We start from the raw sequence: 14,404 nt of genomic DNA on the forward strand, positions 1-14,404 counted from the left end.
GGGTCGGGTCAGTCCTGCTCGCGCCAGGCCTGCGCGAGGTCGGCGAACTCGTCGGGGCTCATCAGACCGGCGAACTCGTCGCCCTCCGGTTCCCGGAGGGCGGGGTCGGGCGGGGCGGCGGGGCGTGCCGCCGCGGCCAGCCGTTCGGGGGTGCGGTGGGTGAACACGTCGCGCACGGTCAGGTCGAGGCCGTCGCGCACCAGGCGGCCGACCAGGCGCAGTGAGGAGACGCTGTCGCCGCCCAGGGCGAAGAAGTCGGCGTCGGCGTCCACCCGGTCCAGGCCGAGCACCTCGGCGAAGGCCGTGCACAGCGCGGTCTCGGCCGGGGTGCGCGGGGCGCGTCCCCCGTCCGGCTCCTGCGGCGCGGGGTCGGGCAGCGCGGCGCGGTCGAGTTTGCCGCTGACGCTCAGCGGCAGCGCGTCGAGGACCACGAACACGGCGGGGACCAGCGCGGCGGGCAGCACGGCGGCGAGCCCGCTGCGCAGCTCCTCGGCGGCGGGAGGCGCGCCGTCGGGGACGACGTAGCCGACCAGGCGAACGCCCCCGGCGGGCGCGCTCCGCACCGCCGCTGCGGCGTCGGCGACCCCGGGGCGGGCGCGCAGCGCGGCCTCGACCTCGCCGAGTTCCAGCCGCACCCCGTTGAGCTTCACCTGGTCGTCGGTGCGGCCCAGGTACTCCACCGCCCCGTCGGCGCGGCGGCGCACCAGGTCGCCGGTGCGGTACAGGCGGGAGCCGGGCGCGCCGACGGGGTTGGCGACGAACCGGGCGGCGGTCAGGTCGGGACGGCCGACGTAGCCGCGGGCCAGCTGCACGCCGCCCAGGTACAGTTCGCCGACCGCGCCGGCCGGCAGCGGACGCAGCGCCGCGTCCAGCACGTGCAGTTCGGTGTTCCACACCGGACGGCCGATGGGCACGGTCCGGCCGAGCGGTTCGGCGTCCGCGCCGAGCACCGGGTGGCAGGTGACGTCCACGGCCGCCTCGGTGGGGCCGTACAGGTTGTCCAGGCGGGTGCCGGGCAGGACGCGGGCGAACGCGCGGGCCAGGTCGGCGTCGAGCGCCTCCCCGCTGGCGACCACCAGGCGCAGGCCGGCGGCGCGGCCGGCGGTGGGCTCGTCGAGGAAGGCGCGCAGCAGGGACGGCACGAAGTGGCAGACGCTCACCCGGTGCTCGGCGAACAGGGCCGCGAGGTAGGCGGGGTCGCGGTGCCCGCCGGGGCGGGCCACGACCAGGGCCGCGCCGGCGGTGAGCGGCCAGAAGAACTCCCACACCGACACGTCGAACCCGGCGGGGGTCTTCTGCGCCACCCGGTCGTCGGGGGTGAGCCGGTAGGTGTGCTGCATCCACTGCACCCGGTTGGCGATGGCCCGGTGCGTCACCCCCACGCCCTTGGGCTCGCCGGTGGAGCCGGAGGTGAAGATGGTGTAGGCGAGCTGGTCGGGGTGGACGCCGGCGGTCGGGGCCGCCTCCAGCGCGGCCAGGCGGGCGCGGACCCCGGGGTCGTCCAGCACCACGGGGTCGGGCAGGGCCCCGTCCAGGTGCGGCAGCGCCTCCCGGCAGGTCAGGACGGCCGCGGCGCGGGCGCGTCCGGCCATGCCGGCCAGCCGTGCCGGGGGGTGGTCCAGGTCCAGCGGCAGGTAGGCGGCGCCGGTGCGCAGCACGCCCAGCAGCGCGGCCACCAGTTCCGCGGAGCGGGGCAGCGCCACCGCCACCACGTCGCCCGCGCCGATTCCGCGCGCGTCGAGCAGCGCGGCGATGCGTCCGGCCCGCTCGTGCAGGTCGCGGTAGGTGAGGCGGGCGTCGTCGGCGATGACGGCCACCCGGTCGGCGTGGGTCCTCCCGGCGGCGTCGAGCAGCGCGGTGAGGGTGGGGACGGCCACCGGGCGGGCGGTGGCGTTGTGTGCGGCGAGGGCGGCGCGTTCCCGCTGCCCGAGCAGGTCCAGGGCGTGCAGGGGCCGCTCGGGGGCGTCGGCGAGCTGCGTGAGGACACGCACGACCAGGTCGAGGACCCGCTCGGCGTCCTCGGCCGCGACGCGGTCGGGGTCGTGGTCGAGTCGGAGCACCACCTCCTGCTCCGGCAGCACCACCAGCGCCAGCGGGTAGTGGGTGGCGTCGCGCACCTCGACGTCGGCGACCCGCAGGCCCGCGTGGTCGGCGGTGTGGCGGGAGCGGTCCACCGGGAAGCTCTCCACCACCAGCAGGGTGTCGAAGAGCTCCCCGCCGCCCGCGGCGCGCTGCACGGCGGCCAGGCCCGGCGCGTGGTGGTCGACCAGGGCGGCCTGTTCGCCGTGGAGCCGCCGCAGCAGCGCGGCCGCCGTCTCGCCCGTGTCCAGGCGCACCCGCACCGGCAGGGTGTTGGTGAACAGGCCGATCATCGCCTCGGAGCCGGCCACCTCGGGGGCGCGGCCGGAGACGGGCTGGCCGAAGACCACGTCGTCGCCTCCGGTGCGGGCGGCCAGGGTGAGGGCCCACGCCGCCTGGAACAGGGTGTTGGGGGTGACCCGGTGGGTCCGGGCGGTCTGGCGCAGCCGCGCGCTGAGGTCCGCGCCGAGCGGGCGGGTCAGGCGCCGCGGCGGCCGGGTGCCGCCCGGCCGTCCGGGGGCGACCAGGCAGGGGCCGGGCAGGCCGGCCAGGGCCGCGCGCCACGCCTCCTCGGCGGCGCCGGGGTCCAGGCGGGCGAGCCAGGCCAGGTGGTCGCGGTAGGCGGGGGCGGGCGGCAGGCGGGTCTCGTCGCCGCCGCGGGAGTAGAGTGCGCACAGCTCGTCCACGAGCAGCGGCAGCGACCAGCCGTCCAGCAGGATGTGGTGGGCGGTCACCACGAGGACGTGCTCGGTGTCGCCGGCGACGAGGGCGAAGCGGAGCAGCGGCGGCGCGGTCAGGTCGAACCCCCGGGCCAGTTCGCGGTCGGCGACCCGTACGGCGGCGGCCGGGACTCCATCGGCCCCGTCCGCGTCGGTCTCGCTCCACTCGGCGTCGGCGGCGGCGGGCACGAACTGCACGGGCTGGTCCAGTCCCTCGTGGGCGAACCCGGCGCGCAGGTTGGGGTGGCGGCGCAGCAGCGCCTGGGCGGCCCGGCGCAGCCGGCCGCGGTCCAGCCGGCCGTGCAGGGTGATGCGGCACTGGACGGCGTAGACGTCCCCGGCTGTTCCGGCCATGGCGTGGTGGAACAGCAGCCCCTCCTGGAGCGGGCCGAGCGGGAGTACCTCGCTGATGGCGGTGTGGTCCTGGGTCAACGCCGTCTCCTCCACAGTGATTCGAGCTGGTCCAGTTGGGTGGCGTCGAGGGAGACCAGCGGTTCGGCCGGTGCCGGTTGCGGTTCCTCCTCGGCCAGGGGTCGGGCGAGTGCGGCGAGCGCGGCGACGACGGGGTTCTGGAAGACCTGCTGTCCGGTGATCTCCCAGCCGGCGCGGCGGGCGCCGTTGACCAGGCGCAGCGACAGGACGCTGTCCCCGCCGAGGGCGAAGAAGTCGGCGTCGGCGCCCACCTTCTCCAAGCCCAGCACCTCGGCGTAGACGGCGCACAGCGCTGCCTCGGCCTCGGTGGCGGGTTCGCGTCCGGTGTCGGGGGCCCCGGCGGCGGGGTCGGGGGCGGGCAGCGCGGCGCGGTCGACCTTGCCGTTGGCGGTCAGCGGCAGTGCGTCGAGCAGCACGAACGCGGACGGCACCAGGTGGGCGGGCAGGGTCTCGGCGAGGGCGGCGCGCAGGTCGGCGGAGTCGAGGGGGCGGGTGGCCACCGCGTAGCCGACGAGGCGCTGGTGGCCGGAGCCGTCGTCGCGGGCGACCACCACGGCCTGGGCGACGCCGTCGACGCGGGACAGCGCGGTTTCGATCTCGCCGAGTTCCACGCGGAACCCGCGGATCTTGACCTGGAAGTCGGAGCGGCCCAGGAAGTCCAGCCGCCCGTCCTCCCGCCACCGTGCCAGGTCACCGGTGCGGTACATACGCGACCCCGGAGGCCCGAACGGGTCGGCCACGAACCGCTCCGCACTCAGCCCGAACCGGCCGTGGTAGCCCAGGGCCACGCCCTCACCGGCGATGTAGAGCTCCCCGGCCACCCCCGGCGGCACCGGACGCAGTCCCCCGTCCAGCACGTACACCCGCGTGTTCGCCATCGGCCCGCCGATGGTGACCGGTTCACCCGCGTCCACCCGGTCTGCGGTGGACCAGATGGTGGTCTCGGTGGGGCCGTAGACGTTGGTGACCGTCTCCGCGTGGGCGGCCAGGGTGTCGGCGAGGGCGGCGGGCAGCGCCTCGCCGCCCACCAGCACCCGCAGGCCGCGCAGCGCCCGGGGATCGGTGTCGGCGAGCATCTGCCACAGGGTGGGGGTGGCCTGCATGACCGTGGGATCCTCGGCCGCCATGAGGCCGGCCAGCGCGGCCGGGTCGCGGACGGTGTCGGCGTCGGCCAGCACCACGGTCGCCCCGGCCAGCAGCGGCAGGTACAGCTCCAACGCGGAGATGTCGAAGCTGACCGTGGTCACCGCCAGCCACCGGTCGCTTCCGGTGAGGGGGACCCGTTCGGCCATGTCGGTGAGGACGTTCGCCAGGTTGCGCTGCGACACCACCACGCCCTTGGGCCGCCCCGTCGACCCCGACGTGTACAGGACGTAGGCCGCCCGCCCGGCCGGAAGACGCTCCGGCAGTGCGGCCGCGGGGTCGGGCCGCAGGTCCGGGTCGTCGACGAGGAGCCTCTCCGTCTCCGCGGGCAGGGTCTTCGCCAGGGTGCGCGTGGTCAGCAGGACGACCGCGTCCGAGTCGGTGAGCATGTGGGTGAGGCGTTCGGCGGGAAACTCCGGGTCCAACGGCAGGTACACCCCGCCCACCCGCTGCACCGCCACCAGAGCGGCCACCAGCTCCGGCACCCTCGGCAACGCCACCGCCACCACCTGGCCCGGACGCACCCGGCGTGTCACCAGCAGCCGCGCCAACCGGTCGACCTCCGCCCCCAACCGGGCATAGGACCACTCGACCCCGCCACACCGCACCGCCACCGCATCCGGCGTACGACCCGCCCAGACAGCCACCGCCTCCGCCGGCTCCGACGCGGTCACCTCCCGGCCGGTGGCGTTCCACTCCCGCAGCAGCCGACGCCGCTCCCGCCCCGACAGCACCTCCACCCCCGACACCCGACCACCCGGATCAGCGCAGACGTGCTCCAGGACCAGCAGCAGGCGTTCGGCCAGCCGCTCGGCTCCGGCGTGGTCGAACAGGTCGGCCGCGTAGTTGAGGGCGATGCGCGTGCCGCCGTGCGCGTCCTCGACGAACGCGAACTCCAGGTCGAACTTGGCGGTGTCCAGCGGGGTCTCCACGAGCCGGGTGGCCGAGCCGAACAGGCGGTCGGTGCCGGCCGGGCGGCGCTGGTGGGAGACCATCGTCTGGAACAGCGGGTGGCGGCTCACCGACCGGGCGGGCCTGAGCCGGTCGACCATGGCGTCGAAGGGCGCGTCGGCGTGGGCGAAGGCCGCCAGGTCCACGGCGCGGACCCGGTCCAGCAGTGCGGCGAAGTCGGGGTCGCCGGACAGGTCCACGCGCAGCACCAGCGTGTTGAGGAAGAAGCCGACGGCGTCGTGGACGGCCTCGTCGGCGCGGTCGGCGACCGGGCTGCCCAGCGGGATGTCGTCGCCCGCGCCGAGCCGGTGCAGCAGGACCGCCACGGCGGCCTGGACCACCATGAAGACGGTGACGCCGTGCTCGGCGGCGAGGCGGCGTACCGCTTCGGCCAGGTCGGGGTCGAGGTCGACCTGGACCAGTCCGCCGCGGTGGCTGGCCGTGGGCGGCCGGGACCGGTCGGTGGGCAGGGCGAGTTCGTCGGGCAGGTCGCGCAGGGCCTGCTGCCAGTGGTCGAGTTGGCGGCACAGCGGGCTGTCGGGGTCTTCGGCGTCGCCGAGCCAGGCGTGCAGCGTGGCCGCGTAGTCGGCGTACTGGGCGGGCAGCGGGGCCCAGTCGGGGGCGTGTCCCGCCGCGCGTGCCCGGTAGGCGGTGTCGAGGTCGCGCAGCAGCGGGCCGAACGACCACTCGTCGGCGGCGGTGTGGTGGCAGACGAGGTGCAGCACGCAGCCGTCGACGGATGCGCCGGTGACCAGGCGGACCCGGATCGGGATCTGGGCGGCCAGGTCGAAGGGTTCGGCGGTGAGGTCGGCGAGGAGGTCCGCCACGGGGCCGGTGGCGTGCACGGCGGCGACGTCGACGGGCGCCTCCGCCGCGGGCAGCAGCACCGGTTCGGGGCCGTCCGCGCCCGGTCTGACGAGGGTGCGCAGCACTTCGTGGCGTTCGACCAGGTCGCGCACTGCGGCGCGGAGCACGTCGAGGTCGAGTGGGTCGGCGACGTGGACGGCCAGCGGCACGTTGTAGGCGCCGCGGGTCTGGTGGACCTGTTCGATGAGCCAGAGCCGCCGCTGGGCGTGGGAGAGCACGGGAGGTTCCCCCGCTGCGCGCCGGGTCACGACGGGCCGGTGGTCGGCCGCGGTGGTGAGGCGGCGCGCGAACGCGGCCGGGGTGGGCGCCTCGAACAGGTCGCGGACGCCGACGTCGGCGCCGAGCAGGGCGCGCAGCCGGGCCACGGCTCGGGTGGCGAGCAGGGAGTGGCCGCCTAGGGCGAAGAAGTCAGCGTCGGCGGCGACCTTCCCCAGCCCGAGCACTTCGGCGAAGACCTGGCAGGTGATCTCCTCGTGCGCGGTGGCGGGTTCGCGTCCGGTGTCGGGGGCCCCGGCGGCGGGGTCGGGGGCGGGCAGCGCGGCGCGGTCGACCTTGCCGTTGGCGGTCAGCGGCAGTGCGTCGAGCACGACCACGGCGGCGGGCACCATGGAGGCGGGCAGGGTCTCGGCGAGGGCGGCGCGCAGCACGGCCGGGTCGGGGTCGCCGTCCGGGCCGGGCACGACGTAGCCGACGAGCCGCTGGTCGCCGGGGGTGTCCTCACGGGCGGCGACGACCGCCTGGGCGACGCCGGGCTGGTGCAGCAGGGCGGTTTCGATCTCGCCGAGTTCCACGCGGAACCCGCGGATCTTGACCTGGAAGTCGGAGCGGCCCAGGAAGTCCAGCCGCCCGTCCTCCCGCCACCGTGCCAGGTCACCGGTGCGGTACATACGCGACCCCGGAGGCCCGAACGGGTCGGCCACGAACCGCTCCGCACTCAGCCCGAACCGGCCGTGGTAGCCCAGGGCCACGCCCTCACCGGCGATGTAGAGCTCCCCGGCCACCCCCGGCGGCACCGGACGCAGTCCCCCGTCCAGCACGTACACCCGCGTGTTCGCCATCGGCCCACCGATGGTGACGGGCTCGTCCGGGCGCAGGAGGGCCGCGGTGGACCAGATGGTGGTCTCGGTGGGGCCGTAGACGTTGTGGGCGGCGGTGGTGCGGCGGGCGAGCAGGTCCGCGAGCGGGGCGGGCACCGCCTCGCCGCCGACCAGCACCCGCAGTCCGGTGATCGCGTCCGGGGCGTGTTCGGTGAGCAGCTGCCACAGGGTGGGGGTGGCCTGCATGACGGTGGCGCCGCTGGAGCGGACCAGTTCGGCGAGGTTCCCGGGGTCGCGGACGGTGTCGGCGTCGGCCAGCACCACGGTCGCCCCGGCCAGCAGCGGCAGGTACAGCTCCAACGCGGAGATGTCGAAGCTGACCGTGGTCACCGCCAGCCACCGGTCCCCCGGCGCCAACGGGACCCGTTCGGCCATGTCGGTGAGGACGTTCGCCAGGTTGCGCTGCGACACCACCACGCCCTTGGGCCGCCCCGTCGACCCCGACGTGTACAGGACGTAGGCCGCCCGGTCCGCGGGGAGCCCCGCGGGCAGCACCGCGTCGGGGGCCTCGGCGGTGTCCTCCAGCAGCAGCACGGGCACGTCCGCGCCGTGGCGTGCCGCCGTCTCGGCGGTGGCCACCAGGAGCACGGCCCGGGAGTCGGTGAGCATGTGGGTGAGGCGTTCGGCGGGAAACTCCGGGTCCAACGGCAGGTACACCCCGCCCACCCGCTGCACCGCCACCAGAGCGGCCACCAGCTCCGGCACCCTCGGCAACGCCACCGCCACCACCTGGCCCGGACGCACCCGGCGTGTCACCAGCAGCCGCGCCAACCGGTCGACCTCCGCCCCCAACCGGGCATAGGACCACTCGACCCCGCCACACCGCACCGCCACCGCATCCGGCGTACGACCCGCCCAGACAGCCACCGCCTCCGCCGGCTCCGACGCGGTCACCTCCCGGCCGGTGGCGTTCCACTCCCGCAGCAGCCGACGCCGCTCCCGCCCCGACAGCACCTCCACTCCCGACACCCGACCACCCGGATCAGCGCCGATGCGGACCAGAACGGTGCGGAAGCGTTCCAGCAGTTCGGCGGCCTGTGCGGCGGAGACCGCGTCGGGCCGGTGGCACAGCCGCAGCCGCAGCCGCTGCCCGGGGAACACGTTGACGGAGACCGGGTAGTGGGTGGCGTCCTCGACCTCGACGTCGCGCAGCCGCGCCCCCGCGTAGTCCTCGGCGGCCAGGGAGTCGCGGTGGGGGAAGTTCTCGAACACCAGCAGCGTGTCGAACAGCGGCGCGGCGCCGGCGATCTCCTGCAGCCGGGTCAGGCCGACGTGGTGGTGCTCGGCGAGTGCGGCCTGGCGGCGTTGCAGGTCGGTGAGGAGGTCGGCGACCGTGCGGGCGGGGTGGGCGCGCACGCGCACCGCGACGGTGTTGCTGAACAGGCCGAGGATGTGCTCCACGCCGTCCAGTTCGGCGGGGCGGCCGGAGACGGTCGCGCCGAACACCACGTCGTCGCGTCCGGTGAGGCCGGCCAGCAGCAGTCCCCACGCCGCCTGCACGACGGTGTTGACGGTCACCCCCAGCGACCGGGCGGTTTCGGCCAGCCGGGTGCTGTCCGCCTCGTCCAGTTCGGCGAGCAGCTCCTCCTGGGGGGTGTCCGCGCCGTGCGGGTCGGCGTCGGGGGCCAGCAGGAGGGGGCCGGGCAGGCCGGCGAGTTCGTCGCGCCAGGCGCGGTCGGCGGCGTCGGTGTCCCGGGCCGCCAGCCACGCCAGGTGGTCGCGGAAGGTCGCGGTGGGCCGGGGGGCGGCCGGGTCGGCGTACAGGGTGAACAGTTCCCGCAGGAACAGCGGGGTGGACCAGCCGTCCAGCAGCGTGTGGTGGTCGGTGACGACCAGCCGGTGGCGGTCGGGGGCCAGCCGCAGCAGGACGAAGCGGATCAGCGGCGGGTGGGCGAGGTCGAAGCGCTCCGCCCGCTGCGCGGCGCGTTCCGCCGCGCAGCGGGCCTCCTGTGCGGCGGGGTCGAGCCCGGTCAGGTCGACGGTGCGCCAGCGCAGCGCCACCTCCTCGGGCACGAACTGCACGGGGTCGGCGCCGTCGCTCCAGAAGCCGACGCGCAGCGAGGGGTGGCGGCGCAGCAGTTCGGCGGCGGCGCCGCGCAGCCGGTCCGCGTCCAGCGGCCCGCTGACCTCGGTGCAGGACTGGGTGGTGTAGGCGTCGCGGCCGCCGTCGTAGAGGCTGTGGAAGACGAGCCCGGCCTGGAGCGGGGTGGGCGGCCACAGGTCGACGACGCGGGGGCGGGCGACGTCGGCGCGCTCGGCCCAGGCGCGCGCGACCCGGTCGATGCGCGCCTGGTCGAGGTCGACCAGCGGCACGTCGGAGGGGGTGAGGGTGCACACGCCGGGGTCGGCGGCGTGTTCGGCGAGGGCCCGCAGCGCCGCGGTGAACTCCTCGGCGAGACCGGCGACCTCGTCGGTGTCGTGGACGCCGTCGGCCCACCGCCAGGTGACGGACAGTTCGGGGCCCCGCAGGGTCTCGCGGGCGAGGACGCCGACCTCCAGACCGTGGGTGAGCCGCTGGGCGGGGTCCTCGTCCAGGGCGAGGTCCGCCGTGTCGGGGACGACCTCCCACGGGGTCTCCGCCGGGGTGCCGAAGCGTCCCAGGTAGTTGAAGAGGACGTCGGGGCGGGCCGCGTCGGCGAGGGCAGGCGCGGTGTCGGGGTTGAGGCGGCGCAGCAGGCCGTAGCCGAGCCCGTCGCCGGGCACCGATCGCAGGGTCTCCTTGACGAGGGCGAGGGCCCGCCCGGCGTCGGCCGTGCGTCCGGGGGCGAGGCGGACCGGGTGGGCGGTGGTGAACCAGCCGACGGTGCGCGAGACGTCGGCGGGGACGGCCAGTTCGCGGCGGCCGTGCCCCTCGACCTCGACGAGCACGCCGCCGTCGGGTTCGCCGCGCCGCGTCCGCAGCCGGGTGGCGGCCACGGCCAGCGCGGTCAGCAGCACCTCCTCCACTCCGGCGCCCAGGGCCGGGCCGATCCCGGTGAGGACCGCCGCCGACAGGTCGGCGGGCAGGGTCTGTTCGGTGCGGCGGCGCACGGCGACGGTGTCGGCGTCCCCCAGCGGGCGGCGGCCGAGGGGGCGGTGGGCGGCGGGGTCGACGGTGCTCCGCCAGTGGTCGAGTTCGGCGGCGCGTTCGGGGCGGCGCGCCTCCTCCGCGAGCAGCCGGGTCCAGCGGCGCAGCGACGTGCCCGCCGGCTCCAGCGCCACGGGCCGGTCCTGGGTGCGGGCCTCGACGGCGGCGCGCAGGTCGGGGCCGAGGATGCGCCAGGAGACGCCGTCCACGGCGAGGTGGTGGACGCGCAGCAGGAGACGGCCCGGGCGGTGCGGTCCGCGGTCGAACCAGACGGCGGCCAGGGTGCGTCCCCGGGACAGGTCGATGCGGTCGGCGGCGGCCGCGGTCTGCGCGTGGACCGCCTCGCTCACCGCGGTGTCGTCCAGGCCGGCGGCGTCGACGCGGTGCAGCAGGTCGTCGGGGACGGCGTCGGCGCCGAGGATCTCCAGGGCCGTTCCGGTGGCGCGCAGCCGCAGCGCGTCGTGGTGGCGGACGAGCGCGGCCAGGGCGTCGGCGAGCACGTCCTCGGTGAGTCCGGCCGGGACGCTCAGGACCTGCGTCTGGGTGAAGCGGGGGCTGGGGGCGCCCCGGTCGAGCAGGTCGGCCATGAGGGGGGTGGGGGTCAGGTCGCCGACCGGGTCGTCGGCGGTGTCGCCGGCGCCGGTGGACGGGACGGCGACGGCGGCCAGCCGGGCGACGGTGGGCCGGTCGAAGACGTCGCGGACGCGCAGCGCCAGCCCCGCGGAGCGGGCCCGGTTGACCAGTTGGATGGCGGTGATGCTGTCCCCGCCGAGGCGGAAGAAGTCGTCGTGGACGCCGGCCGTGCCGTGGCCGAGGACCTCGCGGAACAGCGCCAGCAGCGTCCGCTGCCGGGGGGTGGCCGCCGCTCCGCGGCCGGCGTCGGTGTGCTCCCCGGGGTCGGGCAGGGCGCGCCGGTCGAGTTTGCCGCCGGTGGTCACCGGCAGGTGGTCGAGGAGGACGACGGCCGCGGGCACCATGTACCCGGGCAGGCGTTCGGCGAGGTGGGCGCGGACCTGTTCGGGGTTGGGGGTACGGCCGTCGCGCGGCACGGCGTAGGCGGTGAGCCGTACCGCGCCCGAGGCCGCGGTGTGCGCCGCGACCGCGCAGCGGGCCACGTCGGGGTGGGTCTCGGCGGCGGCCTCGACCTCCTCCACCTCCACGCGGAAGCCGCGCACCTGCACCTGGGTGTCGGTGCGGCCGAGGTAGTCGACCTGTCCGTCGGGGCGCAGCCGCACCCGGTCCCCGGTGCGGTACATGCGGTCGCCGGGGGCGCCGTGGGGGTCGGCGACGAACCGCTGCGCGGTCAGGCCGGGGCGGTCGGCGTAGCCGCGCGCCAGTTGCGCCCCGGCCAGGTACAGCTCGCCGGGCACGCCCACCGGCACCGGGCGCAGTGCGCCGTCCAGGACGCGGATCGCCACGCCGGGCAGGGGTCGGCCCACGGTGGGCGTGTCGCTGTCGGCGACGTCGGCGGCCAGCGCGTCGACGGTGTTCTCGGTGGGGCCGTAGTAGTTGAGCGCGCGGGTGCCGGGCAGGGAGCGCAGGGTGTGCCACAGCTCGTCGGGGCAGGCCTCGCCGCCGAAGCTGAGCAGTTGCGGCACGTGCCGCAACTGCCCGGAGTCCAGCAGGCCGCGCAGGTAGGTGGGGGTGGAGTCGAGGTGGTCGATGCCGTGCTCGGCGACGTAGGCGCCGAGGCGGGCGTGGTCGTGGACGTGCTCCTCGCCCAGCAGGTGCAGTTCGTGGCCGTGCAGCAGGCCCAGCAGCGGCTCCCAGGAGGCGTCGAACCCGAAGGAGCCGGTGTGGGCCAGGCGCAGCCGCCCCTCGGCCCCGCCGAACAGGAGGCGGCGCTGCGCGGCGGCGAGGTTGGCCAGGGCCCGGTGCTCGACGACCACTCCCTTGGGGCGGCCGGTGGTGCCGGAGGTGTGGATGACGTAGGCCGCGCTGTCCGGCCAGGGCTCGGGCAGCGGCGGTGCGTCGGCGTCCGCGAGCTCCGCCAGGCGGGCCCGTACGGCCGGGTCGGCGAGGTCGACGACGCGGGCGTTGCCCGGGTCGGGCAGTGCCGCGCCGAAGTCCGGGCGGGTGAGCACGGCCGTGGGCCGGGTGTCGGCGACGACGTGCGCGAGCCGCTCGGCGGGGTGCGCGGCGTCCAGGTGCACGTACGCCCCGCCCGCGCGCAGTACCGCGAACAGCGCCACGAGCAGGTCGAGCGAGCGCGGCAGGGCCAGCGCCACCGTCCGCTCCGGTCCGACGCCCCGCTCCCGCAGCAGCCGGGCCATCCGGTCGACGCGGTCGAGGAGTTCGGCGCGGCTGACGCGGCGGCCGTCGGCGACCACGGCGGTGGCGTCGGGGTCGTCGTCGGCCAGGCGGGCCAGCAGTCGGGTCACGGGCGGGGGGTTGTGCTCGGCCGGGGGTGTCGCGTGCACTCCCGTGTCGGTTCCGGCGAGGTCGAGGGCGGCCACGGGGGTGTGCGGCGCGGCCGCGGCCGCGCTCCGCAGCAGGCGGACGATCTCGGCCAGTCGGGCGCGCACGGCGGCGGTGTCGTAGCGGTGCTCGTTGGCGTTGGCCTCCAGCAGCAGTCCGCCGTCCGGGGCGCGGTAGACCGACAGCGCCAGGTCGTCGACCGGTCCCTCCGACAGGGTGACCGTGGTCGCGGCCGTCCCGTCGAAGGAGAGGGCGTAGTCGAACACCTTGACGTTGATCTCCGGTCCGAACAGCATCCGGTCCGAGCCGAGTGCGGCCAGGTCGCGGCGGAGCCACTCGGCGCGGTAGCGCTGGTGGGCGCGCAGGTCGCGCAGGACGGCCGCGGTGGCGGAGACGACCTGCTCGACGGTGTCGCCGGGGCGGACGCGCAGCCGCAGCGGCAGCACGTTGACCACCATCGCCGGGGTGCGCAGCGCCGCGGTGCCCAGCCGTCCCATCACGGGCGAGCCCAGCACCACGTCGTCGGCGCCGGTCATCCGGTGCACGTAGGCGGCGTAGCCGGCGATCACCGCCTCCGCCCAGGTGGCGCCGGTGCGTTCGCCCAGCGCCGCCAGTCCGGCGAACACGTCGGCGCCGAGGGCGGCGCGGTCGCGCAGCGCCCCGGCGTGGGGGGCCGGCGGCTCCTGCGACAGCAGCGCCGGCTCGGAGCCGTCGCCCAGCAGCTCCGCCCAGTGGGCGCGGTCGGCCGCGCAGCGCGGCGAGGCGGCGTAGGCGGTCTCGTCCGCGACGACGTCGGCGAGCGTTCCGAAGCGGGACGGCGGCGGCTGCTGGCCCCGGCCCAGGGCGGTGTAGACCTCGGCGACGCGCCGCGCCAGGAGGGTGACCGCGTAGGCGTCGACGAGGATGTGGTGGTAGCGCTGGTACCAGAACCAGCGGCGCTCCCCCACGCGCAGCAGGGCGTAGCGGACCAGCGGGTCGCCCGCGCCCGGGTCGGCCGGGACCGCCATGTCGCGGCGCATCCACTCGACGGCGGCGTGCTCGGGGTCGGCCGCTGCGGTGAGGTCGCGCACGTCCACCGGGACCGTGCCGTCGGCGGCGACCTCCTGCACGGCGTCGCCGTCGACGTCCACCGGCCGGGACCGCAGCGCGTCGCTGTCGCGGACCACGGCCGCCACGGCCCGGGTGAACCGGTCGGTGTCGACCGCGGTGGGGATGTCGGTGTACTGGCCGACGTTGAAGACCGGGCTGTCCGGTTCGATCCGCTGGGCGTACCAGACTCCGGCCTGCGCCCCGGTGAGGGGCAGCCGGGTGGTGGGGGTGTCCGGCATCGGATACCGCTCCTTCGGGCAGGGGTGGGGGTCAGGACTGGTCGGCGAGGCGGGCCAGCCACGCCGTGATGGTCGGCTCCTCGGCGAGGTCGGCGAAGTCGACGTGGACGCCGTCGCGGCGCCAGGTCTCGACCAGGCTCATCAGCCGGATGGAGTCCAGGCCCCGGTCCAGGAGGTTCTCGTCGGCGTCGATGGTGTCGGCGGGTTCGGCGAGGAGACGGGCGACGTCGGCGCGCACCCGCTCCTCGGTGAGGGGGTCGTGACGGGGAGTGTCGTCAGCGGTCATGGTCTGCTCCACGGGGA

General features: G+C 76.4%; 3 protein-coding genes. All 3 read right to left on the reverse strand.

The window, feature by feature from the left end; genetic code table 11:
• Positions 1–8: 8 nt before the first annotated feature.
• Genes FOF52_RS08995 through FOF52_RS09020 form a run of 3 tightly spaced genes read right to left on the reverse strand, consistent with a single transcriptional unit; the run spans position 9 to position 14,387 of the window.
• Positions 9–3,230 carry an amino acid adenylation domain-containing protein gene (locus FOF52_RS08995; RefSeq protein ID WP_248593376.1) on the reverse strand — a complete coding sequence of 1,074 codons (3,222 nt, stop codon included), beginning with the start codon at positions 3,228–3,230 and terminating at the stop codon, positions 9–11.
• A complete protein-coding gene (locus FOF52_RS09015) occupies positions 3,227–14,101 on the reverse strand; it encodes a non-ribosomal peptide synthetase (RefSeq protein ID WP_282573983.1) in 10,875 nt (3,624 codons plus the stop codon). The genes FOF52_RS08995 and FOF52_RS09015 overlap by 4 nt, the downstream gene beginning before the upstream one ends.
• A 31-nt stretch (positions 14,102–14,132) precedes the next feature.
• The gene (locus FOF52_RS09020; RefSeq protein WP_248593377.1) at positions 14,133–14,387 is read right to left on the reverse strand and encodes a phosphopantetheine-binding protein; all 255 of its coding nucleotides are present in this window, start codon (positions 14,385–14,387) and stop codon (positions 14,133–14,135) included.
• Positions 14,388–14,404: the final 17 nt, after the last annotated feature.

This window comes from Thermobifida alba (assembly GCF_023208015.1).
Taxonomy (GTDB): Bacteria; Actinomycetota; Actinomycetes; order Streptosporangiales; family Streptosporangiaceae; genus Thermobifida; species Thermobifida alba.

Excerpts from the sequence above, each read along its gene's own strand:
- FOF52_RS09020 (WP_248593377.1), bottom strand. The coding sequence starts at position 14,387 with ATGACCGCTGACGACACTCCCCGTCACGACCCCCTCACCGAGGAGCGG.
- FOF52_RS09015 (WP_282573983.1), bottom strand. The coding sequence starts at position 14,101 with ATGCCGGACACCCCCACCACCCGGCTGCCCCTCACCGGGGCGCAGGCC.